Source organism: Pseudomonas psychrophila HA-4, from assembly GCF_000282975.1.
Taxonomy (GTDB): domain Bacteria; phylum Pseudomonadota; class Gammaproteobacteria; order Pseudomonadales; family Pseudomonadaceae; genus Aquipseudomonas; species Aquipseudomonas psychrophila_A.
The window spans coordinates 1-25,100 of record NZ_ALJC01000105.1; the positions used below are offsets into that span (position 1 = coordinate 1).

22 protein-coding genes are annotated in these 25,100 nt (G+C 56.8%); 10 read left to right on the forward strand and 12 right to left on the reverse strand.

Going from position 1 to position 25,100, the window contains the following annotated elements; translation table 11 throughout:
* Window positions 1–313 precede the first annotated feature (313 nt).
* Window positions 314–1,843: an amino acid permease gene (locus B347_RS25130; RefSeq protein WP_019410875.1), complete on the reverse strand. Its 1,530-nt coding sequence runs from the start codon at window positions 1,841–1,843 to the stop codon at window positions 314–316.
* Between the two features lie 24 nt (window positions 1,844–1,867).
* Entirely contained in the window at window positions 1,868–2,812 is a 945-nt protein-coding gene (glsA, locus tag B347_RS0116910) for a glutaminase A (protein WP_019410876.1), read from the reverse strand.
* A 172-nt stretch (window positions 2,813–2,984) separates the two neighbouring features.
* On the opposite strand from glsA, the gene B347_RS0116915 reads away from it, so the two are divergent.
* Window positions 2,985–4,382 (forward strand): glutamate decarboxylase, encoded by a 1,398-nt coding sequence (locus B347_RS0116915; protein WP_019410877.1) that lies wholly within the window; start codon window positions 2,985–2,987, stop codon window positions 4,380–4,382.
* Between the two features lie 158 nt (window positions 4,383–4,540).
* Here the strand turns inward: B347_RS0116915 and B347_RS0116920 are convergent, their stop codons facing one another.
* The 3 genes from B347_RS0116920 to B347_RS0116930 all read right to left on the reverse strand — a co-directional run bounded on the left by B347_RS0116920 (window position 4,541) and on the right by B347_RS0116930 (window position 8,312).
* Window positions 4,541–5,842 (reverse strand): NAD(P)/FAD-dependent oxidoreductase, encoded by a 1,302-nt coding sequence (locus B347_RS0116920; protein ID WP_019410878.1) that lies wholly within the window; start codon window positions 5,840–5,842, stop codon window positions 4,541–4,543.
* Window positions 5,843–6,128: 286 nt separating this feature from the next.
* Window positions 6,129–6,758, reverse strand: coding sequence for a DUF1780 domain-containing protein (locus tag B347_RS0116925; RefSeq protein ID WP_019410879.1), 630 nt, complete (start codon window positions 6,756–6,758; stop codon window positions 6,129–6,131).
* Window positions 6,759–7,028: 270 nt separating this feature from the next.
* Window positions 7,029–8,312 carry an OprD family porin gene (locus B347_RS0116930; RefSeq protein ID WP_019410880.1) on the reverse strand — a complete coding sequence of 428 codons (1,284 nt, stop codon included), beginning with the start codon at window positions 8,310–8,312 and terminating at the stop codon, window positions 7,029–7,031.
* A 168-nt stretch (window positions 8,313–8,480) separates the two neighbouring features.
* Here B347_RS0116930 and B347_RS0116935 point away from each other — a divergent pair, with 168 nt between their 5' ends.
* A complete protein-coding gene (locus B347_RS0116935) occupies window positions 8,481–9,161 on the forward strand; it encodes an energy-coupling factor ABC transporter permease (protein ID WP_019410881.1) in 681 nt (226 codons plus the stop codon).
* A 54-nt stretch (window positions 9,162–9,215) separates the two neighbouring features.
* Here B347_RS0116935 and yacG read toward each other — a convergent pair whose 3' ends face one another.
* Genes yacG through B347_RS0116955 form a run of 4 tightly spaced genes read right to left on the reverse strand, consistent with a single transcriptional unit; the run spans window position 9,216 to window position 12,121 of the window.
* A complete protein-coding gene (gene yacG, locus B347_RS0116940) occupies window positions 9,216–9,419 on the reverse strand; it encodes a DNA gyrase inhibitor YacG (RefSeq protein ID WP_019410882.1) in 204 nt (67 codons plus the stop codon).
* Entirely contained in the window at window positions 9,416–10,039 is a 624-nt protein-coding gene (coaE, locus tag B347_RS0116945) for a dephospho-CoA kinase (protein ID WP_019410883.1), read from the reverse strand. The genes yacG and coaE overlap by 4 nt, the downstream gene beginning before the upstream one ends.
* A gap of 1 nt (window position 10,040) precedes the next feature.
* The gene (locus B347_RS0116950; RefSeq protein WP_019410884.1) at window positions 10,041–10,901 is read right to left on the reverse strand and encodes a prepilin peptidase; all 861 of its coding nucleotides are present in this window, start codon (window positions 10,899–10,901) and stop codon (window positions 10,041–10,043) included.
* 2 nt (window positions 10,902–10,903) lie between these two features.
* Entirely contained in the window at window positions 10,904–12,121 is a 1,218-nt protein-coding gene (locus B347_RS0116955; protein WP_026014250.1) for a type II secretion system F family protein, read from the reverse strand.
* A gap of 222 nt (window positions 12,122–12,343) precedes the next feature.
* Here B347_RS0116955 and B347_RS0116960 point away from each other — a divergent pair, with 222 nt between their 5' ends.
* The 3 genes from B347_RS0116960 to B347_RS0116970 all read left to right on the forward strand — a co-directional run bounded on the left by B347_RS0116960 (window position 12,344) and on the right by B347_RS0116970 (window position 14,832).
* Window positions 12,344–12,748 (forward strand): pilin, encoded by a 405-nt coding sequence (locus B347_RS0116960; protein ID WP_019410886.1) that lies wholly within the window; start codon window positions 12,344–12,346, stop codon window positions 12,746–12,748.
* Between the two features lie 87 nt (window positions 12,749–12,835).
* Window positions 12,836–14,332 carry a DNA-3-methyladenine glycosylase 2 gene (locus B347_RS0116965; protein ID WP_019410887.1) on the forward strand — a complete coding sequence of 499 codons (1,497 nt, stop codon included), beginning with the start codon at window positions 12,836–12,838 and terminating at the stop codon, window positions 14,330–14,332.
* Complete coding sequence (locus B347_RS0116970) at window positions 14,329–14,832, forward strand: methylated-DNA--[protein]-cysteine S-methyltransferase (protein ID WP_019410888.1); 504 nt, start codon at window positions 14,329–14,331, stop codon at window positions 14,830–14,832. Before B347_RS0116965 ends, B347_RS0116970 begins: the two co-directional genes overlap by 4 nt.
* A 66-nt stretch (window positions 14,833–14,898) precedes the next feature.
* Here B347_RS0116970 and nadC read toward each other — a convergent pair whose 3' ends face one another.
* Window positions 14,899–15,747 (reverse strand): carboxylating nicotinate-nucleotide diphosphorylase, encoded by an 849-nt coding sequence (gene nadC / locus B347_RS0116975; RefSeq protein WP_019410889.1) that lies wholly within the window; start codon window positions 15,745–15,747, stop codon window positions 14,899–14,901.
* Window positions 15,748–16,098: 351 nt separating this feature from the next.
* Between nadC and B347_RS0116980 the strand changes: the two genes are divergently transcribed.
* The 3 genes from B347_RS0116980 (at window position 16,099) to ampE (ending at window position 19,079) form a co-directional block, all read left to right on the forward strand.
* The gene (locus B347_RS0116980; protein WP_019410890.1) at window positions 16,099–17,589 is read left to right on the forward strand and encodes a DUF1631 family protein; all 1,491 of its coding nucleotides are present in this window, start codon (window positions 16,099–16,101) and stop codon (window positions 17,587–17,589) included.
* A gap of 93 nt (window positions 17,590–17,682) precedes the next feature.
* Window positions 17,683–18,246 carry a 1,6-anhydro-N-acetylmuramyl-L-alanine amidase AmpD gene (ampD, locus tag B347_RS0116985; protein WP_019410891.1) on the forward strand — a complete coding sequence of 188 codons (564 nt, stop codon included), beginning with the start codon at window positions 17,683–17,685 and terminating at the stop codon, window positions 18,244–18,246.
* Window positions 18,243–19,079, forward strand: coding sequence for a regulatory signaling modulator protein AmpE (ampE, locus tag B347_RS0116990; protein ID WP_019410892.1), 837 nt, complete (start codon window positions 18,243–18,245; stop codon window positions 19,077–19,079). Before ampD ends, ampE begins: the two co-directional genes overlap by 4 nt.
* A gap of 72 nt (window positions 19,080–19,151) precedes the next feature.
* On the opposite strand, the gene B347_RS0116995 is transcribed toward ampE, so the two are convergent.
* Together B347_RS0116995 and cra are read right to left on the reverse strand one after the other, a co-directional pair.
* The gene (locus B347_RS0116995; RefSeq protein ID WP_026014251.1) at window positions 19,152–19,940 is read right to left on the reverse strand and encodes a TatD family hydrolase; all 789 of its coding nucleotides are present in this window, start codon (window positions 19,938–19,940) and stop codon (window positions 19,152–19,154) included.
* A gap of 2 nt (window positions 19,941–19,942) precedes the next feature.
* Window positions 19,943–20,941, reverse strand: coding sequence for a catabolite repressor/activator (cra, locus tag B347_RS0117000; RefSeq protein ID WP_019410894.1), 999 nt, complete (start codon window positions 20,939–20,941; stop codon window positions 19,943–19,945).
* Window positions 20,942–21,282: 341 nt separating this feature from the next.
* Here cra and ptsP point away from each other — a divergent pair, with 341 nt between their 5' ends.
* Both ptsP and pfkB read left to right on the forward strand, forming a co-directional pair.
* Window positions 21,283–24,147 (forward strand): phosphoenolpyruvate--protein phosphotransferase, encoded by a 2,865-nt coding sequence (ptsP, locus tag B347_RS0117005; protein ID WP_019410895.1) that lies wholly within the window; start codon window positions 21,283–21,285, stop codon window positions 24,145–24,147.
* Window positions 24,147–25,091 (forward strand): 1-phosphofructokinase, encoded by a 945-nt coding sequence (pfkB, locus tag B347_RS0117010; RefSeq protein ID WP_019410896.1) that lies wholly within the window; start codon window positions 24,147–24,149, stop codon window positions 25,089–25,091. The genes ptsP and pfkB overlap by 1 nt, the downstream gene beginning before the upstream one ends.
* Window positions 25,092–25,100 lie beyond the last annotated feature (9 nt).

Consider the following 25,100-nt stretch of genomic DNA (forward strand, 5'->3'; position numbering starts at 1 on the left):
GAGCAGGATGTCAGGAGTTCGAATCCCCTTACCCCGACCATTTTCTGCCCAGCAGTAATGGGTGTGAAAATCAGGCGCTGATGCCAATCGCATCAGAGGCCATTAAAAAAAGCGTCCTTCGGGACGCTTTTTTTATGCCTGTAGAAAAACCAACCCTTCGTAGCAGTTGCCGAGCTTGGCGAGGCTACGTCCGATTGCGCAGCGATCGTAAATCCAGAGCGCTCGATCTGTCAGGCAGATCGCGACAACCATTTACGACTGCTTGGCAGCCGGACGTAGCCTCGCCAGGCAGTCGGCAACTGCTACAGGCCCATCAAGCCTTTGCTGCCTTGGCGTCGGCGTCCTGTAGATCCTGCAATGCCGCCGAATATTGATCAGCTTCGGCTTTTGGCACCATCTGCCATGACGGCTTGCGTACCGCATAGAAGATGAACGGCGGCACGCCAGCAATCACCAACCCGATCAACAAGACCCCCGCATATTCAAAAAACGGCATGCTGCTGAAGTTGTTCGGCGGGATAAAGCCAAAGATCAGTGCCACGCAGGTCGAGAACAGCCCCAAGAAGCACCATCCATGCAGTCCTTTGAGTACATAGCCGCGTTTAACATTGGGCTGGGTTTTACGCAGCTTCATGGCGGACAGGAACATAAAGACGTAAATGATCAGGTACATCAACGCAGCCATCGCGCTGATCATCCAGAACGCATCGGACACGTTGTCGATAAAGATGTAGATCGTGGAGAGCAAGGTGACGATTACGGCCTGCAAATACAAAATATTTTTCTGCACGCCTTTTTTGTTCACCTCTTGCAGCACAGGAGGAAGCATCCCGGCTTTGCCAACAAACAGCAGACCTGTCGAAGGCCCCGCCGTCCAAGCCAATACGCCGCCCAACGCACCAATAATCAGCAAAATCGCCATGATCGGCGTAGCCCACGGCATATTGAAACCTTCAAAGAAGGCCGCATACGCCTGAATAACCCCCGCGGTGAGGCTGGTTGAGTCCGCCGGCACCACTAGAGAAATCGCCACGGTGGGCGGAATGAACACCAGCAGAATCATGAAGAAGGCCAACAGAATCGCGCGCGGCATTTCTTTTTGCGGATTGCGCAATTCGCGGGCGTGGATGGCGTTCATTTCGATACCGGCAAATGCCAGAAAGTTACTCACAATCAACACCAGGCCGGTAATGACTCCGGTAAATTCGCGCCACAGGTCCGAGTGCAGGTTATGGGGTCCGGCTTTAACCGTGGTATGGGTGTCGAAAATAGCCGGAATTAGGGCGTCCAGAGTCAATGGCGCGGCGGATTTGTGCCCCAACACCAGCCAGGCCACACCCAGCAACACCAGCAAGGCAGCCGGTAATGCAGTGCCCAGTAACATGAACCATGACGTCAGTTTTGACAGTGCACCGAGTCCGTTAAGCGCGACAAATGTGGATAGCCAATACAGGACGATGATCACCGCAGCCGTAAAGACACCACTTTTGGCCAGTTCAGGGTTAATCAAATACGCCATGGTGCTGGCCGCAAACCCGAGAACAATGGGGTACCACACCACCACTTGTACCCACATGAACCACATGATGAAAAAGCCGGGGCGGTCCCCGTAGGCTTGCCTCACCCAGCCATAGATCCCGCCGTTCCAGCCGGTGCCTAGTTCAGAGGCAACCAGAGAGACCGGAATGAAAAATAGCAGTGCCGGGATCACATACAGAAAGATCGAACCCAGGCCATAAACGGCCATAGTCGGCAGTGAACGAATACTGGCCACAGCGGCAACCATCATGAAACAGATGGTGAGCCATGACATGTAAGTTTTAGCTTTGCTGGTAGTAGCCATAAGCGCCTCCCTCAATCTTCCTGATTAGTGCAACAGGCTCAAATTGAGCGTGCGGCTGAGCTGTTCGACGGCTAATTGGCCGCGAACACTGTTACCCGCCACGTCCAGTGGTGGGGCAAAGGCGGCGATGGCGCACACGCCCGGAACTACCGCGAGAATGCCGCCACCCACCCCGCTTTTGCCGGGCAAACCGACTTTGTAATACCAGTCACCCGTGGTGTCATAAAGGCCGTTTAGTGTCATTTCGGCCAGTATGGGCGCCACGTTTTTGGCCTGTACCACGCGTTTTCCAGTGACGGGGTTTACGCCGCCATTGGCCAGCGTCACGCCCATGGTGACTAAGTCATGGCAGGTAATCGACACAGAGCATTGGCGTGTGTAAACAGCGCATACCTCCATGGGATCGGCGTACATGTAGCCATAGCTTTGCAATAACCAAGCAATGCCGCGGTTGTGTTGATTACTGGACGCTTCGGACTTGTACACTTCTTCGTTAACGCTCAAATCGCGCCCGGCAAAAGCGTTATAAGTCGACTGGATCTGCTCCCAGCGTTTTTGTGCGTTCTCGGCCGCCAGCAGGCTCACGGTGGCCATTGCGCCAGCGTTTACAAACGGGTTGAGCGGTCGGCCCTTATGCAATTCCAGGGCAACCACTGAATTGAAAGGCTCGCCTGTGGGGTCGCAGCCAATCTTACTGCGCAGCACCTGCGGACCGATTTCATCGAGCACATGGGCGAGGGTAAATACCTTGGAAATCGACTCGATGGCAAAGGCGTAGTCGGTGTCACCGACCTCAGCATGTGTGCCATCGCAAAACATGATGCTAATGCCGAATAGATGGGAAGGCACAGACGCCAAATAGGGGATGTAGCTGGCGTTTTTACCGTGTTGATTGTTGGCGAAACGTTGCAGGGCTTCGTCCAGTGCCTGTTTCACACTGTCATCGACAGTCGTGGGTTTTCGCTTCATTACGCTCGCTCCTTGAGTGCTCTCTAAGAACGAAGACTATAGATCGTAAAAATAACCTTGATCGAAAATCACGCAGCAAACTTCAACGGGTTGTCTATGCTCGCTGGGTTGAAGCTGAGCCAGCAGGAGGGCTCGGCTCGGCTGTGTTGTTCATTACTCAAGGAGAGTTTTCATGGCACTGCATCGCATCAAGCGTCACGGCGTAAGCGACCCGGTCTTTGGTTCATCCGCTCTGGATCATGCCGCAGCGACCAAATTATTTCCCCAGGCTGAGCAGTCGGCACGTGATGTTTACCAACTGGTTCACGACGAACTGTATCTGGACGGTAACTCCCGCCAAAACCTCGCCACCTTCTGCCAGACCTGGGCTGAAGATGAGGTTCACAAGCTGATGGACCTGTCGATCGACAAAAACATGATCGACAAGGATGAGTACCCGCAATCAGCGGAGTTGGAGAACCGTTGCGTCCACATGCTGGCGGATTTATGGCACTCCCCGGATGCTGCGAGCACATTGGGCACGTCCACTGTTGGGTCTAGCGAAGCGTGCATGCTTGGCGGCCTGGCAGCACTTTGGCGCTGGCGTGCCGTGCGTAAAGCTGCCGGCAAATCGACATCAACCCCGAACATGGTGTGTGGCCCAGTGCAGGTGTGCTGGCATAAATTCGCCCGTTATTGGGATGTAGAAATTCGTGAAGTGCCGATGTCAGAAGGGCATTGGTTCATGACCCCAGAAGACCTCGACGGTCGGGTCGACGAAAACACCATCGTGGTAGTGCCGACCTTCGGCCAAACCTTTACCGGTTTGTATGAAACGGTAAAACCTCTGTCAGACGCACTCGATGAGCTAGAGAAGCGCACGGGCCTGAGCGTTGACATTCATGTCGACGGTGCCAGCGGTGCATTTCTGGCACCCTTTTGCGCACCCGATGTGCTGTGGGACTTCCGTGTTGAGCGGGTTAAATCCATCAGCACTTCAGGCCACAAATTCGGTTTGGCCCCTTTGGGTGCTGGCTGGGTGATATGGCGTGATGCGAAAGAACTGCCAGAAGGCTTGATCTTCCACGTGAACTATCTGGGCGGCGATATGCCGACCTTCGCCCTGAACTTTTCGCGTCCAGCGGGGCAGATTATTTCCCAGTACTACAACTTCTTGCGCTTGGGACGTGAGGGGTACGAGCGTATTCACTCGGAGTGCTACGAAACGGCGCAGTTTTTGGCGCGTGAACTGGTCAAGATCGGCCCGTTTGAGATGCTCTTCAATGGTGATCCGCAACTGGGCATCCCGGCGCTGACCTGGCGTTTAAAACCAGATGCGAAAACCAACTACTCGCTTTATGACCTGGCTGATCGCCTGCGCATACGCGGCTGGCTGGTACCGGCCTATAGCCTGCCAGCGAACGTTGAAAACGTAGTTGTTCAGCGGATTTTGGTGAAACAGGGCATGTCGATCGACATGGCGAAGCTGCTGCTTGAAGACTTTACGCGCAACATTAAATTCTTCGAAGAGCATCAGCCTCACGGCTTTAAAGGCCGTGAGGCTGAGGCGGGGAACCACGCGGGGCGTTAAGCCCTCCTCGGGATTTTTCGTAGCAGTTGCCGAGCCTGCGAGGCTACGTCCGATTGCCTAGCAATCGTAAATACTGACACTGCGAAGTGCTTGATTTTACGACTTACGCAGCCGGACGCAGCCTCGCAGGCTCGGCAGCTGCTACAAGCGCCACGGTGTTAGTGCAGTTTCAGACGCGGCTCGGTGCCGCGTCCGATTCTGCTGCCGAGCATCAGCATCAGCGTGCGGAATGTTCCGTACAGCGCCATCTGGTGCATGCGGTACAACGAGATGTAGAACATCCGCGCTAACCAACCTTCAAGCATGACGGTGCCCATCAGGCTGCCCATCAAGTTACCCACAGCCGAAAAGCTCGACAGCGAAATCAACGAGCCGTAATCGCGGTAGTGGTAGTCAGGCAGTTGCGATTGACCTTCAAGCCGCAATTTTAGCGATTTGGCCAGCAGCGAAGCCTGTTGATGAGCCGCTTGTGCGCGAGGCGGTACCATTTTGTCCGTGCCCGGTTGCGGGCATGCTGCGCAATCGCCAAAGGCAAAAATGTTCTCGTCGCGGGTCGTTTGCAGGCTAGGGCGTACCACCAATTGGTTGATGCGGTTGGTCTCCAGCCCCGCCAGATCCTTCAGGAAACCCGGCGCACGAATACCTGCGGCCCACACTTTCAAGCTGGCCGGAATCACTTTGCCGTCGACGGTGAGCAAGCCGTCGGCCGTGACTTCGCTGACGGCGGAGTTGGTTAAGACCGTCACCCCAAGATTCTCTAGGGTTTTATGCACAGGCCCGCCAATACGCTCAGGCAATGCAGGCAGCACCCGAGGCCCGGCCTCAATCAGGGTGATGTGCATGTTTTCGGGCTTGATGCGGTCTAGGCCATAAGCGGCCAGTTCGTGAGCAGCGTTATGCAGTTCTGCGGCCAGCTCGACACCGGTTGCCCCGGCGCCCACGATGGCCACGCTAATGGTCTCGACAGTATCGGTTTGCCCGGCATGTGCACGCAGGTAGTGGTTGAGCAATTGCTGATGAAAGCGTTCGGCCTGTTTACGAGTATCCAAAAACAGACAATGCTCAGCCGCGCCCTTGGTACCGAAATCATTGGTCGTGCTGCCCACAGCAATCACCAGCGTGTCGTAACTCAACTCCCGCGCAGGCACCAGTTCTTGCCCGTTTTCGTCGAGGGTTGCAGACAATGAAATCTTTTTCAGCTCACGGTCTAACCCGCTCATGCGCCCCAGCTGGAATTCGAAGTGATTCCATTTTGCCTGAGCGACATAGTTGAGTTCGTCTTCGGACGAATTCAGCGAGCCAGCAGCGACTTCATGCAGCAGCGGTTTCCAGATGTGGGTCAAGTTGGCGTCTACCAGCGTGACGCTGGCTTTACCGCGCTTGCCCAGGGTTTTGCCCAGGCGGGTCGCCAACTCCAAACCGCCAGCGCCGCCGCCGACGATAACAATACGATGGGTCATAGGTATCACTCACAAGGCTTAAAAGAATCGGTGCGCGAGTTACCCGAGCGAGCGCAAGGCAGCTCAAAGCGTCGGATAACTTAGAAATTGGCATGCTGCTCATCATCTTGATTCAGGTGGCAGGGCATAGAAGTGTTGCCTCGTCAGATAGACGTTGCAGGATGTGTGAAAGCTACAGCATTAGATCCATCGGAATCAAAGCCAGAGTAGCGCTTGAGGCCCAACGTTTCGACGCGCAGTTTGTCGTGTAGACGAACGGGGTGGTTTTCAATTAACCACCTTGGGTTCACAAACTGATGCCTACATCGAAAATAATGCTGCGGCCCAGGTTATTGCGCAGAAAATCCGGCGCATCTGGCTGTGCAAACAACACGCGGGCAAACGTCGGCCCCACCAGTGACAACGAGCGCCAGCCTTGACGTAAATATTCGGTTGGCGGCGGGAAATGGCTGTTCAGGTCCAGCACTTCACGTTTGAGGCTGGAAAAAGCAATGATGTCCAGTTGACCCAAATCGATGTCGCGCTCCTGGTAGTTCTTGGCCTTCTTGTGCAGCGTAGGGGCCAAGCGTTGCAGCAGTTTGCTGGCTGGAATCCGTTTGGGCCGTGCTTCGCGGCGCACCAATTGGCTCAGCGAATACGCGCTGCGACGGCGTTGCAGTTCTTCTCGCCACTCATCGTTCAGGCGCCGACCCTCATCGAGCACAAAAAAAACTTCAAAGCGCGCGTCGCCAAACAATACGTCGGGCGGTTCCTGACTGGCCTGCATGAAGTCTTCGGTGTGATAAGGGATGTTCAAGCCTTGGAGCAAGCGCTGGCATACCCAACGCTCCCGCTCCCATTTACGGGCATTGGACAGAAAGGCATTGGCTTGTTCGGCCTGGATTGTAAGCAGGCGTAAGTAATCAGAGTCATCCATGTACGCATCTTAGGCGTGCGTCGGCGCTCGCGCGAATGTTTATCGAGCCTCTTTACAACCAGCCTTACAGCCTCTGCTGCGCGCGGCGCAACAAGAGTGTTGTAAGTTACTGGTCCCACCCCCGCCGGGAAGCGAGGTCACCCGCATCAGTTCGCTCAACACGTAAGTTGCCATCAATATGCCGATAGCCCCTTGAGCGAACGATGTGGGGACAAAACATGGCGGTCCGTTTTAAGCACTATTGTTGTTCAAACACACCGTTTTTCATCATCACCAGATGCGAAGCGTGTAACTCACCAGCAGCCGGACTTCATCGGCATCCCGTGCAAAGTCTGAGCGATACGTCGCATTACGCAGTCGCACCGCAACGTCTTTCAACGCTCCGCTCTGAACCACGTACTTGATTTCACTGTCGCGCTCCCACTCTTTACCGGTGCCGCCATTTTTTAGCTTCACATGGTCGCCACTCACATAACGGCTCATGAAGCTCAGGCCAGGAATGCCCAGGGCCGCGAAATCGTAGTCGTAGCGTGCTTGCCACGAACGTTCCTGGGCGCCCGCAAAGTCATTGATCTGGACGAAGTTGACCAGATAAGGATCGCTGCCATCGACATAAGGGAATGCCGTGTCACCGGACATGTGCTGGTAGGCCGCGCTGAGCTTGTGGCCATTGAGGCCATAACCAATCATGCCGTTGAGCGAGGTGTTATCAATTTTGCCGCCGCGTGCCTGGCCTTGATCATCGCTGAAGGCGGCCCGCAGATCACTGGTGAACGTGCCCGGCCCCAGTTTTTGCGCCGAAGTTAACCCCACAAAGTGCTGGCGGTAAACGTCGTCAAGTTGGGCAAAGTAGTAGCTGGCGACGGTTTTTTCGCCGAGTTTGTAGCTCAGGCCCGCCGTATCGAAATGTTTGCCAGTGGCGCTACCCACAAAGCGACTGTTCTTGTTGTTTAGGCCGATGTCTTCCCAATGGGTAGAGTCGCGGTCCTTGACCTTATCAAGACGTGCGCCGGTGAACGTCAGGTCCTTGACCTCCTTCGACGTCAGCAGGCCACCTTCAAACGTTTGCGGCAAGATGCGTCCGTCGTTGGGCTTGAGAGTGGGCAGTTCGGGGATCAATGTGCCGAGCTTTAACTCGGTCGCGGAGATCTTCACCTTGGCGGTCACGCCCAGCTTGGAGTACTCGTTCACTGCGCGACCGTTATGGTCTGTCGGTAAAAGGCCGGTGCCTGTGCGGTCCGGGCTGGAGTCAAGCTTGACCCCGAGCATGCCCAGGGCATCGACGCCAAATCCGACGACACCGTCGGTATAGCCGGACTTAACGTTGAGCATAAAACCTTGCGCCCACTCGTCTCGTCGCGACTGCTGCGCGCTGGTGCCATCGCGAAAGTCGCGGTTGAAGTACATGTTGCGCGTTTCGAGGGTTGCGCTGCTGTCTTCAAAGAAAGCGGCGTAGCCAAAGGGGGTGAATCCAACGAGTGCGCTGGCAAGAGCCGTGGATTTAAGGCGCAGAGTACGGGCAGGCACGATGACCTGAAGGGGCATGAATGGCATCTTAGGGTTCCAATATTGTTCTTATAATTGCCGAAAACACGTTGAGGTGTTTTCTGGTGGTGTTGCTGGGGCGATGGTTGACCACACAGTCCCAGAGACGATGCTAAGACCCAGAGCTTTCGATAACCTTTCAATGTGTTTCATTGTGGTGAGAAGGAGGGGTGGCACATGATCAGTGCTCACGTGTTATCGGCACCGATGTTGCTGATCGGCTCGCTGCTGTATGTGCCTGCGGTGCTGTGCGCTATCTGGCGGGCGCCATGGGTTGAGCTGTTTGCTGACACGCGCCGTCAGCATGTGCTGTTTGGCACCGTCTTCGCCTTGTTTTTACTGTGGCTGGTGCGTCGCGATTTTGAAGCTGGCGTGTCGTACCACGTTATTGGCCTGACGGTTGTCACGTTACTGCTCGATTGGCCGCTGGCCATTGTTGGGGCGTTGCTGGCGCAGATTGGCGTGGTGCTGCTGGGGCGTCAGGACTTGTCAGCGATGGGCGTCAATGGCGTGGTGCTGATTGTGCTACCCGTGGTGGTGACTAGATGCTGTGCACATATGGTCGAAAGGGTGCAGTCGCGTAATCCCTTTGTGTACATCTTTTGCTCAGGCTTCTTTGCCGCTGCCTTGGCAGCGTTGCTGTGCGTGCTCGCGGTGCTGGGCGTTTTGTGGGTGGATGATTTGTTTGTGATGCCCGCGTGGCTGGAAGACTTTATGGGTTACCTGTGGCTGATCATCTTTCCAGAAGCGTTTATCAACGGAATGCTGGTTACAGCGCTGGTCGTGTTTTGCCCTGAGTGGCTTGAGACCTTTAACCACACCCGGTATCTGGCAGCTCCGGGTAAGGATGACAGCTGAAATAGATACCCTCCTGTAGCCGCAGCCATCGGCAGCGGCTACAGGAGGTTGTGGTTAATGCCGAGTTTCTGATAACTCGCCTGAGAACAAATCATCTTCAGCGTCCGGGCTGACCGGGATTTTGTGTTCTTCGCTGGCCCAGGCGCCTAGGTCAATCAACTTGCAACGGTCCGAGCAGAAAGGTCGGAATTCGTTGGCGCTTTTCCATTCCACTGCGTCGCCGCAGGTGGGGCAGTCTACGATCATCGGTTTGGTCATGGTTGGCCTCCGCCTAACGTTAAATAAAAGTGATGCAGACGCTCAACTTCGGTTTTAAGCGTCTTTAAGTCGGTGTCGTTTACCAGCACGTCATCCGCATGGCGCAAACGTTCTTCACGGCTGGCTTGGGCGTTGAGGATAGCCTGCACTTGCGCTTCACTGGTGTTGTCACGCACTAATGTGCGCTGAATTTGCAAGGCTTGAGGTGCGTCGATTACCAGCACGCGTTGTGTTGTCGCGTTTTGGCCGGACTCGATCAGCAGTGGCGATACCAAAATGGCGTAGGGCGATTGAGCTTGAGCCAGGTTGTGAGCGATCTCTTCACGAATCAGCGGGTGCAGCAACGCTTCAAGCCAGAGGCGCTGTTGCGGGTCCCTGAAGATCAGGCTGCGCAACGCGCCACGATCAAGCTGCCCGTCGGCCTGGAGCACGCCATCGCCAAAGTGTTGTGCGATGCTGGCCAGCGCCGGGCGCCCCGGTTCTACCACCCAGCGCGCCGCATGATCCGCGTCGACCACGTGAACACCCAAGGCGGCAAAGTGCTCGGCAGCGGCACTTTTGCCGCTGCCGATACCGCCGGTCAGGCCGAGAATCCAGGGTTTAGAAGATGAGGTATTCATTTCAAACCGAAAGCTGCCAATAGAAGTCGGTTATTTGACCACCCCAGAGCAATGCAATCCAGCCAGCAATTGCCAGATAGGGTGCAAAGGGGATGGGCGTTGAGGTCTGCGCCCGGCGCAAGCCCAAGAGGCTCAGCCCCACAAGTGCGCCGAGCAGTGATGAGAGTACGACGGTCAACGGCAAAATCGCGACGCCACCCCATGCCCCGAGCATGGCCAGCAGTTTGAAGTCGCCGTAGCCCATGCCGTCCTTGCCCGTGAACAGTTTGAACAGCCAGAAAATGCACCACAGGCAGGCATAGCCCAGCGCTGCGCCCCATACGGCTTGCGGCAGGCTGGTGAACGTATCGGCACTGTTAAGCAGCAGCCCCAACCAGAGCAACGGCAGCACCAACACATCGGGCACGATCTGATGTTTGAGGTCGATCAGGCAAATGCCGAGCAACCCCCAAGTCAGTACCAGCATCCAGCCCGACTGCGCGCTAAAGCCAAAATGCCACGCAATAAACGCCGACAGCAACCCGCACGTCAGTTCGGTGGCGGGGTAATTCGCACCGATAGCGGTTTTGCAGTGCGAGCATTTGCCGTGCAGCAGCAGATAGCTCAGTAACGGAATGTTTTCCCAGGGCCGCAATGCGTGCAGACAATGCGGGCAATGGGAGCGCGGCAGCATCAAGTTATACACAGGGCTCTTGGCCAGCGGGGGCAGCTCAAGCAGTTCGCGGGCCTGAGCCTGCCAATCCAGTTCGAGCATCCTGGGCAGGCGCCACGCCAGCACATTGATAAAGCTGCCCACCAACAGGCCAAGCACCAGGGTGCAGGCGATAAAGGTTTCGGGCTGAAGGGTAAAAAAATCAATCATGCTCAAATAACTTGCCCCAGTTTGAATATCGGCAAATACATCGCAACCACCAGTCCACCCACCATGACCCCCAATACCGCCATGATTGCCGGCTCCATTAACGTTGTCAGGTTGTCGACCAGGCTGTCGACCTCGTTCTCATAATAGGTGGCAACGTGATTCAGCATGTCGTCCAATGTGCCGGATTCTTCGCCAATTGCTGTCATCTGAATCGCCATGCCCGGAAACACCTCGGCGGCGCTCATTGCGACATGGATCTGGCTACCCGTTGCCACGTGTTGCCTAAGCCGTTGCACTGCCTCTTTGTACACGTTATTGCCCGTAGCACCGGCCACGGCATTTAAAGCGTCGAGTAACGGAACTCCGGCGGCAATCGTCGTTGATAACGTGCGGGCAAAACGGGCAATGGCAGACAAGTGCAGCAGAAGGCCGATCAACGGCAGTTTTAACAGCCAGCGATCAACGCGGTGACGCAAGGGTTGAGAGTGTTTATAGCGATGTCGAACGCCGATAAACATCAGGCAGACACCGCTGAACAACCACAATCCGTATTGCGTCAGCCACTCGGACAAGGCAATCACACCCAAGGTGAACGCCGGTAGTTGGGCGTCAAATGAGCTGAAAATGCCTTGGAATTGCGGCACCACTTCAATCAGCAAAATGGTGCTTACCAGTAAGGCCACCAGCAATACGGCGAGGGGGTAGGTCATGGCCTTTTTGATTTTCTTTTTCAGCGCTTCGGTTTTTTCTGTGTAGGTCGCCACGCGTTGTAGCAACACATCCAGGGCACCGGCCTGTTCGCCCGCTTCGATGAGGTTGCAAAACAACGCGTCAAAGTGAGCCGGTTTTTTACGCAGTGCCGACGCCAGGTTGGTGCCCGCACTGATGTCTTGTTTAAGCTCGGTCACCAAGTGGCGCATCGCGGGATGCTCGAAGCCATTGGCTATGACCTCAAGGGCCTGTAGCAATGGGATTCCGGCTTTGATCAGGGTGGCCAACTGGCGAGTAAACAATGAGATTTCTAGCGCTTTGACCGGTTTCCCCAGACGTGGCTCGCGGCCACTATGGCGCTGGATTTTACCTGCGGTAATACCTTGGCGACGCAGTTGAACCCGGATCATCGCGTGACTGTCTGCGGTGAGTTCGCCCCTGACATGAGCGCCGTCGAAGTCAGTGCCTTCCCAGCGATAAACACTGGTTTTAACGGTCCGTGTTGCCATGCTGTTGTCCTTGAAGAGCTGAGTGCTCTGTTGCGCGGTTGGCCCCAAAGCGTAGATGCCATCACCCATGGGCAGCTCACTGGAAGGTGTCCAAAGGTGTCCGCTGCGCAGTTGTGGAGCATCCGCCCGCTAACCTTGATAGCCTGTGCGCACTTTTTTGGCCGCTCAGCATGGTTTTGGCGTCTGGCCGCTGGGCCACGTCCCACTTTTTGGAGGCTTCACGTGAAACAACAACACGGCTTCACCCTGATCGAAATGATGATCGTGGTTGCGATCATTGGCTTGATCGCCTCGTTCGCATTCCCGGCGTATCACGAGCACACCATGAAGGTCCGTTTTGCCGAACTGAACACCCTCAGCAGCCCCTACAAAACGGCGGTCGCCCTGTGCTACAGCGAGAACAATGATTTGAGCGTCTGCGATGCAGGTACACATGGCATTCCGGCCCCGGCCGAGCCAACCGACAACCTGGCGGGCATGACGGTGATCGATGGCGTGATTACCATGACGGGTACTGAGGCGGCGGGTGGCTGGACCAGCGTCATGGCCCCGGCGCTAAGCGGCTCGGGCAGCACCTTGGTGTGGACACAAACCGGTACCTGCCTGGAAAGCGGGTCATGTAAGTAACCGTATTGACGGCGACAGGTTTTTGGTCCTGACATTGACGTCCGAAAATGGCGAGAACTGGCAAAAGTGCGGTGCTATTCTCGGCCCATGAGCACACATGACAGCCTTTTCTCGCCCAGCACCGCCGCCTGCGAAATTGCCCGTTTAAGCCGCGATGCGCGGTTTGACGGGGTGTTTTTTACAGCCGTTCTCAGCACCCGAATCTACTGCCGGCCTGTCTGTCCGGCACGCCCGCCCAAAGCCGAGAACGTTGTGTATTACCCCAGCGCTGCTGCCGCTCAAGCCCAAGGCTTTCGCCCATGCTTGCGTTGTCGGCCTGAACTGGCGCCAGGCAATCAGTTGTGGCTACACGGCGAGCATTTGGTGTCGCGTGCGCTCAAGCTTATCAATGAAGGTTATCTGGCTGATCACTCGCTTGAGGCACTGGCCGAGCGCCTACATATCGGTGCCCGGCAGTTGCGTCGCCTGTTCGTCCAGCACCTGGGCGCGCCGCCGATGGCCGTGCATGCGACGCAGCGCTTACTGTTTGCCAAGCAATTGCTGACCGAAACAGACCTGTCGATCACCGAAGTTGCAATGGCTTCAGGCTTTCGCAGCTTGCGGCGTTTCAATTCGGCGTTTGCCGAGGCCAATCATGCTGAGCCTAGGGCTTTCAGGCGCAGCCCCAAAGCGCGTGCGAACCCTGCACTGGTGCTGCGTTTAGGCTATCGGCCGCCGTATGACTTCAAGGCGTTGCTGAGTTTTTTACAGACTCGGGCCTTGCCCGGCATCGAACAGGTTGACGCTCATAGCTACCAACGGGTGTTTGGCGATCCGCTGGCACCCGGCTGGCTGCGGGTGAGCGAGTGGCCGGGCGAGCAGCACGCGCTGCAACTTGAATTGTTAAATGTGCCGCCGAGCCAAATGCTCAGCGTGGTCACACGGATTCGGCGGATGTTTGATCTGGATGCCGACCCGCTGGCTATTGCTCAAACCTTAGGTGTCAGCCCGTTGCTGGCGCCGGTTATCGAACGCTACCCGGGCCTGCGTCTACCGGGTGGCTGGGACGGCTTCGAAGTGGCTGTCCGTGCGGTGCTGGGTCAGCAAGTCAGCGTCGCGGCGGCGCGCACCCTAGCCAGTCGCATCGTGCAGCGCCATGGCATTGCGATTGAGCCGGTTGCAGGACCGGACTTGAATCGATTATTCCCCGGTCCTGAGCAATTAGTAGACGCGGACATGGGGCAAATGGGCATTACTCAAGCCCGGATCGACACCCTTCACGGCATTGCCCGAGCTTTGCTCGACGGGCGTGTGGATTTTGCCCTAGAGCAACCGCTGCAAACGTTTATCAACCGTTGGGTGCTGTTGCCGGGAATCGGTGACTGGACCGCGCATTACATTGCTATGCGCGTACTCAAACACCCCGATGCTTTCCCGGCAGCAGACTTGATTCTGCGCCGCGAAGCCAACCCCTTAGGTACGCCATTGACCACCAAGGCCCTGCAAACACTGGCCGAGAGCTGGCGCCCGTGGCGAGCTTATTCCGTGATGTATTTATGGCGTGCAGCCAATGACTCGGCGGCTGCACGCAAGGAGTCGACATGACGCAAATCTACTATGACCAAATGCCATCACCGATTGGCCCGCTATTTTTAGTCGCTGATGACGAAGGCTTGCGCGAAATACGTTTCGAGCTGGAGCGCCGTGCACATACGCCGCTCGAAGGCTGGGAGCATTCGCCGCAAAAGCTGGCGCCTGTACGCCGTCAGTTAGACGAGTATTTCGCGGGCAAACGCCAGACGTTTGAGCTGCCACTCAAGCCACTGGGCACCGAGTTTCAGCAAGCGGTCTGGCAGGCCTTGACCACCATTCCCTATGCGCTGACCACCAGCTATGGCCAGCTTTCGCAACAAATCGATCGTCCCAAAGCCTCGCGTGCGGTAGGCGCTGCGAATGGCCGCAACCCCATCCCGATTATCATCCCGTGCCATCGGGTCATTGGCAGCAATGGCACCCTGACCGGTTTTGCAGGTGGCTTGGCGGCCAAGCAATGGCTGTTGGAGATGGAAGCAGCGACAAGCTTCACGTTACAAGCCTTACGTTAAAAGCTGTCAATGCAGTCAGCCTTTTGCTTGCAGCTTGCAGCTTGCAGCTTGCAGCTCTAGCGCCAGCTAGATGCTCAAACGCATCGACAAATCCACTGCTTTGACATCTTTGGTCATGGCTCCAATCGAGATGTAGTCCACACCGGTTTCGGCAATCGGACGCAAGGTGGATTCGTTGATCCCGCCGCTGGCTTCCAGCTTGGCTTTCCCTGCGTTGAGGCGAACCGCTTCGCGCATGTCGTCCATGCTCAACTCGTCGAGCATGATGATGTCGGCGCCCGCATCCAGCGCTTCTTTCAGTTCACTCAGGCTTTCGACTTCGATCTCCACCGGCTTGCCGGGGGCGATCTTGTGCGCGGCGCTGATGGCCTGAGCGATGCCGCCGCAGGCCGCGATGTGGTTTTCCTTGATCAAAAACGCGTCGTACAAACCAATGCGGTGGTTATGGCAACCGCCACAGGTCACGGCATATTTTTGCGCCAAACGCAGGCCCGGCAAAGTTTTGCGGGTATCGAGCAACTTGACTTGGGTGTCTGCGACTTTGTCGGCCAGCGATTGTGCGTGCGTCGCAACGCCAGACAACATTTGTAAGAAGTTCAGGGCGCTGCGTTCACCGCTGAGCAGTGAGCGGGCCGGGCCTTCAAGGTGAAACAGAATCTGGTTGGGGGTCACGCGCTCGCCATCGACGACTTGCCAGTGCACGGCAACCCGAGGGTCTAGCTGGCGAAATACCGTATCGACCCATGCTGTGCCGCTGATAACGGCAGCCTCGCGAGTGATGATTGTGGCTTTGGCCAGACGTTCGGCCGGAATCAGTCGTGCAGTGATATCGCCGCTGCCAATGTCTTCGGCTAACGCACGGCGCACGTTGGCTTCGATTTCGGCAGTGAGGTCGGCCAGATGTAAATTCGGCATAACGCGCTCCACAAACAAAGTGCAGCGATTATATGTCTATGCCGCGGCTGAACCCAAGGTGCGCAGTGCTGTGCCGGAAAATGCCCCAACTGTGCGGCTATTGGCACTTTCACTATTAAATTGTTCACTCATTCAATGAAAAGGAGAGTGCGACTGGGACAAGCGGCAACTTTTAAAAGATAATCCGCCTTATATTTGGCGTCATACCTTTGACGCCTTGGTGATGTTCTGATTTCTAACACGCTGGCGAGTCTGCATCACACTGGCCAGTTGCCGTGTGTGCACTCGATATGACTGCCTGATCACGCGATGCTCAGTTGCCAGCGAAGAAAACCATTACTGGAGGCTAGGATGCAAAACGACGGGAAAGTGGGGTCTGGACACAAGGCCCCTACAGAGTCCGCGATACATTCGCCGCTCACCCGCCTGCCTGTCATCCTGTTGCAGGTGCATGACAAAGCCGCGCAACAGCTCAGGGGCGACTTGCAATTATTGTTCGACAACGCTGACGAAACATTGTTTGAAATGGCCGATAAGGCCCAGAACAACGCCGAGCAAAGCCTGTTTTTTGAAGCCATGCGTGATGTGCGGCTCAAGCGCAAACACATCGAGCGTGGGTTTCTTGAACGACTGTTTTACGCCTTTGTTAAGTTGTCCCAGCCTGATTCAAGGGAACGCTCACTGCCACTCCGTATACCGTTACCGAATGCGTTTTCGCTGATGAACAGTGGTTTTGAGCGCGATCAAATGATCAACTCGATGGTCGCCCACGTGCTTTCACGTGACCAATTGGCCCTCTGCCAATTGAGCACTCGCCTTAATACCCTGAGTTGGGTGGCGCTTGATGAGCACAACAACCCACTTGGTCCGGCGATGCTCTGTGAGTATTTTTTGCAAGCTGAGCGTGATCAGGGCGTCGACCTCAAAGTCAAACTGATCATGTTGCAACTGTTCGAGAAGTACCTGCTCAGCCAAACCTCGCAACTTTACGCCGATGCTAACCAACTGTTAGTGGCGACAGGTGTGCTGCCCAACCTGCCGAACACGATCTCTTGTTGCAACTTAAGCACCGCGGCCCGCGTGCAAACCTCGGACGTGGCCGGGGAAGACGCGAGCCGCCTGGTCGGGCAGTTATTTGACTATATCGGCAGTGACCAAACCCTTGCGCCTGCACTGAAACTACTGATCGGACAGTTGCAAGAGCCGATGCTCAAAATTGCCCAGCTCGACCCGAACTTCTTCAGCAGCGACAGCCATCCCGCCCGCTGCTTGTTGAACGTCATTGCCGATGTCGCTATTGGTTGGGACGACAGCGTCGATGTTCATGATGACCCGGTTTATCAACAGATTGAGCGTGTGGTGCGCCAACTTGCGCGTTGTTCATGTACCAACACCCCAGAATTGCTTGAGGACTTGTTGCATGACTTCTTGCGATTTACCCACGCCGAGCGGGGGCGTATCGAGCAGCTTGAACACCGCACTCGAGCCCGCGAGCAACTGCACGGGAACAAGGCTCGCTCTTTGCACGCTGGGCAACAGTCGTGGGTGGGGGAACAAGATCACTTGGGCTTGCTGCTGGTCAGTCAGTTGCGTATCGGCACCTGGATTGAGCTTCAGGAAGACCAGGCCTGCAAGCTGCGATGCAAGCTGATTGCGATATTTGAGCCTGAAGGCCGGTATCTATTTGTTAACCGTGGGGGCATGAAAGTCGTCGAAAAGAGCCGATCTGACTTGATTGGGCAATTGCGCAGCGGGACGATACTACTGCTCGATGACCGTCTTCTGTTCGACCGTGCCCTAGCATCAGTGATCGGCAGCATGGGTCAATACAGTGAACATTGAGTCTGTTGATCGTCCGAGTGGGCAGATAGCTGCCCATGGCTGTGCTCGGCGCGGCATACTGGGCCCTTTCGATTAAGCCGTTGAGGAGGCTGTATGCAACTGGACCTGGCAAGCGGCTGGTGCCAAGGCGTGTGCCATTGCCCTTCACCTAACTTCAATACGCGCCCTGACGGCGAAATATCACTGTTGGTTATCCACAACATCAGCTTGCCTCCTGGGCAGTTTGGTACCGGCAAGGTGCAGGAATTTTTCCAGAACACGCTCGATGCCACCGAACACCCTTACTTCGAAGGCATCCGCGAACTAACGGTCAGTGCGCACTTTCTGATTGAACGTGACGGCAAAATCACTCAGTTTGTCTCCTGTCTTGATCGCGCATGGCATGCAGGGGTTTCACGTTTTGAGGGCCGCGAGACGTGCAATGATTTTTCGCTGGGGATAGAACTTGAAGGCACCGATGAACTGCCGTTCAGCGATGCGCAATATCAAGCGCTGATTGCCTTGACCCGGCAATTGCAGGCGGCTTACCCGGCGCTTACACAGCACAGAATCTGCGGTCATAGCGACATCGCGCCGGGGCGCAAGACGGATCCAGGCCCGGCTTTTGACTGGATGCGTTTTCGTGACGCATTGCATCACACAGGAGATAAACAATGAGTTTTGTGGTGTTACTGCTGGCGATTCTGGTCGAGAAGTTCTCGGCCTTCCGTCAGCGTCTTCAGTGTGATGGCGGCTGGTTGCGCGAACTTCACAAACTGGAAAGCAGCCCCACACTCGGGAACAAGCCGTGGTGGGTGCTGACCATTCTGATTGTTTTTCCGGTGGCCGTTCTCGGGTTGCTGCTGTGGGTTCTTGAACCGGTCGCCTATGGCCTGCTGGTTTTGCCCGTTCACCTAGTGGTGGTGATTTACAGCTTGGGACGTGGCGATCTGCTCGCAGGGCTTGGGCCGATTCGTGACGCTTGGCGCCGTGGAGACCTGCAAGCCGGTGCGCATGTGGCTGAACGTGACATCGGTGTCAGCGCTGACAGTGGCGAGCAATTGCTTGAGAAGGTGCAAAGCCATTTGTTATGGCAGGCCTATCAGAGTTTCTTTGCGGTGATCTTTTGGTACTTCCTGCTGGGCCCGGTAGCAGCCTTGAGCTATCGCTTGCTGGCGCTGGCGGCAGAGCATGGCAAAAACCCTGAGCTGGTCGAGCGAGCGCAGCAACTGCGGCATGCCTTTGACTGGTTACCGGTGCGTTTGCTGGCGGCAAGCTTTGCGTTCGTGGGCAACTTTGCGGCGGTCAGCCGGGTGATGCTGCACGAATTGCTGAGCTGGGACATCAGCGCCGAACAGCTCATCAATAAAGCGGGGTGTGCGGCGGCAGAAATTCCAGCACCGCAAGTAGGGCCGGAAGGCGTTGCCAGCCTAGATACCTTGTGGGCATTGCTGCTGCGCGCGGCGGTGCTGTGGTACGCAGGGTTTGCGGTGTGGACGTTGTTGCTGTAACCCGCAATGGCCCTGTTGGAGCGAGCTTGCTCGCTCCAACAGGATGTGTTTATCGCGATACGGGCCGCAGGTTCATACGTTCTCTTCCCAGCCAAACAACTTACACGCATTTGCCGTGCTGGCTTGGGCCAACACCTCGGGACTTATCCCCATTACTTGCGCCAGTGCCTCGCCTATAGCCGGTAAATGAACCGGGCTGTTGCGCTGGTTGGGGTACATGAACGGTGCCATGTCTGGCGAGTCGGTTTCGAGCACGATGGCGTCCAGCGGCAAGTCGACAATCACCTTGCGCAAGCGCAATGCCTGCGGCCAGGTCGCCGCTCCCCCAAGACCCAGTTTGAATCCCAACTTTATATATTCGCGCGCCTCTTCTCGGCTGCCCGCAAACGCATGAATGATTCCGCCGCGCTTTAGCCGAAAACGCTTCAGTGTGGCGATCACTTGCGCATGGCTGCGTCGAACATGGAGTAAGGCGGGGAGGTTAGCCTCGGCTGCCAGTTTTAGCTGGGCTTCAAACACCTGCTGCTGACCCTCACGGTCCAGTTCCGGCAAAAAGTAGTCGAGGCCGATTTCGCCTACCGCACACAGCTGCGGGTGCCCGGCCAGACGGTCCAGCCATTGCGCCAGTTCAATCACGTGTTCAGCACGATGCTGATCCAGGTACACCGGGTGCAACCCGAAAGCGGCATAGAGCTGGCTGTCTGTCTGGACCAGATCCCAGAGCCGTTGCCAGTTGTGTTGATAAACACCCAGCACCACCATCTCCTTGACCCCCATCTCCCGACTGCGCGCAAGTACTGTGCGGCGGTCGGGGTCAAAGTCCGGGAAGTCGAGGTGGGTATGGGTGTCTATCAGGTGCATTGTCAGGAGGCCTGATGAATGCGCTGTTTAAAGGTGCGGGCAATCGCCTGGATACCGGGTTCGTAGCGCTGTTCTTCAATGGCCGCCAAGGCCAAATCCAGCGCCTTTTCGGCGATTAACTGATGCTGTTGGCCCATGGCATTCACCGGCAACGGCAAAAAATCCAGCAACTGGGTATCACCAAACGTAGCCAAGCGTCGAGGCGGCTTCTGGTCTGGGTGATCCAACAGCGCATCAAACATGCCTTGCAGCAATACGTAGGAGGTTGTGACCAGCGCTTCAGGAAAATGCCCAAGGCGTGCCAGCAACTCGTCAATGATGTGTCGGCCACATTCGCGGCTGAAAGCGACACCGTGCTCGATCAGGATTTCGCCCTCAAAACCGTCGAGTGCCTGCTTGAAGCCCGCCGCCCGTGCCTGACTGACGCTCAGTTCCGGGCGGGCGCCGATCAAGGCGATTTGCTGAGGCATTGGCTGCAACAGGCTGCGAGTCAGTTGCAGGCTGGCTTCGCAGTCATCGCTGATAACCGAGCAAAACCGTGCAGGCTCCAAGGTCCGGTCAATCGCAATGATCGGCATGCCCAAATCTTGCAACTGACGGTAGCTGTCGTCTTCAGGCGGCAAGCAACTGGCCACAAACAGTGCATCGCAACGGCGGGCACGAAACAGCTTGAGCAACTGGCGTTCGCTGTCGGGCGCGTCATCGGAGCTTGCGATCAGCAGTTGATAGCCGCGAGCGCGAGCACCTTGTTCGAGTTGCTTGGCGATGCGCGCATAACTTGGGTTTTCGAGGTCCGGCAAGATAAACCCCAGCGTGCGTGTGTGCCGGCTGCGTAGCCCGGCGGCTTGCGGGTTGGGGGTAAATCCATGTTCCTCGACGACAGCGCGTACGCGCTCGACCGTGCTGCTGCTGATGCGCTGCTGCTCGGCCTTGCCATTGATGACATAGCTGGCGGTCGTCACTGAAACACCTGCCAGTTGTGCAATATCACTGAGCTTCACGCCGAAAATTCCTTATTTTTTGTAGTACGTGTCGACATTCTGGCCAATCCTAACCGATAAAGGCAGTCGATCATCGTCTGCCTTGTAGTCACTGTATTTTTTTGCAACATCACCCGGTTGACGTCGATCAAAGCGACAGGTTGGGCTTCAAGCGCGAGCGATTATGCAGTAACGTGCCGTTCATTCTTGATTAAACGTTTCAGCTCACATGTTTTAAGGCGCTTTCCTACGACAGCATGTGCTTGCCACACATCGGTTGATCCACTTCGTGGGGGAGCGATCTAAGCTGACTTAATTCAAAACAATACCGAACGCCATTGAGCGTCGGAATAGGAGAACGCATGCTCGAGCTCACCATAGAGCAGATTTCCATGGGCCAAACGGCTGTGGATAAGTCTGCGGCGTTGCAACTGCTGGCCGATAAACTAGTTGCCGATGGCTTGGTGGCCGAAGGTTATCTGAATGGCTTGCAAGCGCGTGAGGCTCAGGGTTCAACCTTTTTGGGTCAAGGTATTGCCATTCCTCATGGCACCCCAGAAACCCGGGACTTGGTCCACGCCACGGGTGTGCGCTTGTTGCAGTTTCCGCAGGGCGTGGACTGGGGGGATGGCCAAATCGTGTACCTGGCGATTGGTATTGCGGCCAAATCCGACGAGCACCTGCGTTTATTGCAACTGCTGACCCGTGCACTGGGCGAAACCGATCTGGGCGAAGCCCTGCGACGCGCCAACTCGGCCGAGGCCTTGCTCAAACTGTTGCAAGGCGCACCGCAAGAACTGGCGCTGGACGCTCAGATGATTGGTCTTGGGGTGTCAGCCGATGACTTCGAGGAGCTAGTTTGGCGCGGTGCTCGCCTGTTGCGTCAGGCGGACTGTGTAAGCAACGGCTTTGCCGCCGTGCTGCAACAAGTGGAAGCACTGCCGCTGGGTGATGGCCTGTGGTGGCTGCACAGCGAACAAACGGTCAAGCGCCCGGGGCTGGCGTTTGTCACGCCCGACAAACCGATTCGTTATTTGGGCCAGCCGCTCAGTGGTTTGTTCTGTCTGGCCAGTTTGGGCGAGGCGCATCAAGCCCTGCTCGAACGCCTGTGTGCCCTCTTGATTGAAGGGCGTGGACATGAGCTGGGGCGTGCCACCAGTCGACGTGCCGTGCTTGAGGTTCTGGGTGGCGAATTACCGGCTGACTGGCCGAGTGCGCGCATCACTTTGGCCAATGCCCACGGTTTGCACGCCCGCCCGGCAAAAATTCTCGCGCAATTGGCCAAGAGTTTTGACGGCGACATTCGCGTCAGAATCCTTGACGGCCAAGAGTCGAGCGCTGTGTCTGCCAAGAGTTTGAGCAAACTGCTCAGCCTGGGCGTGCGTCGTGGTCAGGTGCTGGAGTTTGTCGCCGAGCCGACGATTGCCAATGATGCTTTGCCGGCGATTCTTGCCGCAGTCGAACAAGGCCTGGGCGAAGAAGTCGAGCCGTTGCCACTCTTGGTCGATGCGGCACCTGAAGTCGCAGAAATTGCCGCTGTGATGACTGCCCCGATCGCGGGCAGCGTGCTGCAAGCGATCCCGGCGGCGCCCGGCATCGCCATCGGCCCGGCACACATTCAAGTGCTGCAAGTGTTCGATTACCCGCTGCGTGGCGAGTCTTCGACGATCGAGCGTGAACGTCTGCAAAAAGCCTTGGCCGAGGTGCGCCAAGACATTGAGGGTCTGATCCAGCGCAGCCAGTCCAAGGCCATCCGCGAGATTTTTATCACCCACCAAGAAATGCTCGACGACCCAGAGTTGACTGACGAAGTCGATTCGCGTCTCAAACAGGGCGAAAGTGCCGAGGCCGCGTGGATGGCGGTCATCGAAGCCGCTGCCCGTCAGCAGGAATCGCTGCAGGACGCCTTGTTGGCCGAACGTGCGGCGGACCTGCGTGACATCGGTAGACGGGTATTGGCGCAGCTGTGCGGTGTCGAAACCCTGGCCGAACCCGATCAACCTTACGTGCTGGTAATGGACGAAGTGGGCCCCTCTGATGTGGCGCGTCTGGACCCAGCGCGGGTCGCGGGCATCTTGACGGCACGAGGCGGGGCGACTGCGCACAGTGCCATCGTCGCCCGCGCCTTGGGTATTCCAGCCTTGGTGGGTGCCGGCGATTCGGTTCTGTTGCTGGCCCCGGGCACCCAATTGCTGATTGACGGCCAGCGCGGTCGCTTGCACGTGGCGCCTGATGCAGAGGCTTTGCAGCGCGCGACTGACGAACGCGATAGCCGTGAACAGCGCTTGTTGGCCGCCTCGGCGTTGCGCCATCAAACCGCCGTGACCCAGGACGGGCATGCGGTTGAAGTGTTCGCCAATATCGGCGAAAGCAAAGGTGTGGCGGCTGCGGTCGAGCAGGGCGCGGAAGGCATTGGCCTGCTGCGTACCGAGTTGATTTTCATGGCGCACTCTCAAGCACCGGACGAGGCCACTCAGGAAGCCGAGTACCGTCGCGTGCTCGACGGCCTGGATGGACGGCCTTTGGTGGTGCGTACGCTGGACGTGGGCGGCGACAAGCCTTTGCCGTACTGGCCGATCGAGAAAGAAGAAAACCCGTTTCTCGGTGTGCGCGGTATTCGCCTGACATTGCAACGCCCGCACGTGATGGAAAGCCAACTGCGCGCCTTGTTGCGCTCGGCTGACAACCGCCCGCTGCGCATCATGTTCCCGATGGTGGGCAGCGTGGCTGAGTGGCGGGCAGCGCGAGACATGACCGAGCGCCTGCGTCTGGAAATTCCGGTGGCTGACTTACAACTGGGGATCATGATCGAAGTACCGTCCGCAGCATTGCTGGCCCCGGTACTGGCCAAGGAAGTCGACTTTTTCAGCGTTGGCACCAACGATTTGACTCAGTACACATTGGCGATCGACCGTGGCCACCCGACCTTGTCGGCTCAGGCAGACGGCTTACACCCGGCAGTCTTGCAACTGATCGACATCACCGTGCGCGCGGCCCATGCCCACGGCAAATGGGTCGGTGTGTGCGGCGAGTTGGCGGCGGATCCTTTGGCCGTGCCGGTGCTCGTAGGGCTTGGTGTGGATGAACTCAGCGTGTCGGCACGCAGCATTCCTGAAGTAAAAGCGCGGGTGCGTGAGCTGAGCATGGAGCGTCTTAAAACCTTGGCCGAACAGGCCCTGAGCGTCGGCAGCCCAGACGAAGTTCGCGCATTGGTGGAGGCGCTCTAATGGCCAAGATTCTAACGATTACCCTTAACCCAGCCCTGGACTTGACCGTGCGCTTGCCGCAGTTGGAGCCCGGTGAAGTCAATCGCAGCCAAGCGTTGCAGACCCATGCAGCGGGCAAGGGCGTCAACGTTGCCCAAGTGCTGGCTGACCTAGGTCATAAAGTGACGGTGAGTGGCTTTTTGGGGGAAGACAATCAACAAGCGTTTAGCGCCTTGTTTACGCGACGTGGTTTTGCCGATGCCTTTATTCGCGTGCCTGGCGAAACCCGCAGCAACATCAAACTTGCGGAAGATGACGGCCGGGTCACTGACATCAACGGTCCGGGGCCGCATGTCAATGATCTCGCGCAACAGGCGCTACTCGACAAACTCGATCAAATTGCCGCCAGCCATGACGCTGTCGTGGTGGCAGGCAGCTTGCCGCGAGGGATTAGAGCGCAGTGGTTGCGCGAGTTGGTACTGCGCCTTAAGGCTCTCGGCCTGAAAGTGATATTGGATACCAGCGGTGAGGCTTTGAAAGAAGGCCTGAGCGCTGGACCATGGTTGGTCAAGCCCAACGGCGAAGAGCTCAGCGAAGCGCTGGGAAGCCCGGTCGACAGCGTGGAGTCCCAAGTGGCCGCGGCCACTCACTTACAGACCCTGGGGATTTCCCATGTCGTGGTGTCTCACGGTGCGGACGGCGTGAATTGGTTCAGTCGTGGCGCCCAAACCTTGCATGCACAGCCGCCCAAAGTACGCGTGGCAAGCACCGTCGGGGCAGGTGATTCGCTGCTGGCGGGCATGGTGCATGGCTTGATCAGCGGTCATAGCCCGGAACAGACCTTGCGCACCGCGACCGCCATTGCGGCAATGGCGGTCACCCAAATCGGCTTTGGCATCAGCGACGCAATGCAGTTAACGACGCTTGAAAATGGCGTCGACGTGCGCGCCCTGACAAAAGAATAAGAGGGATAC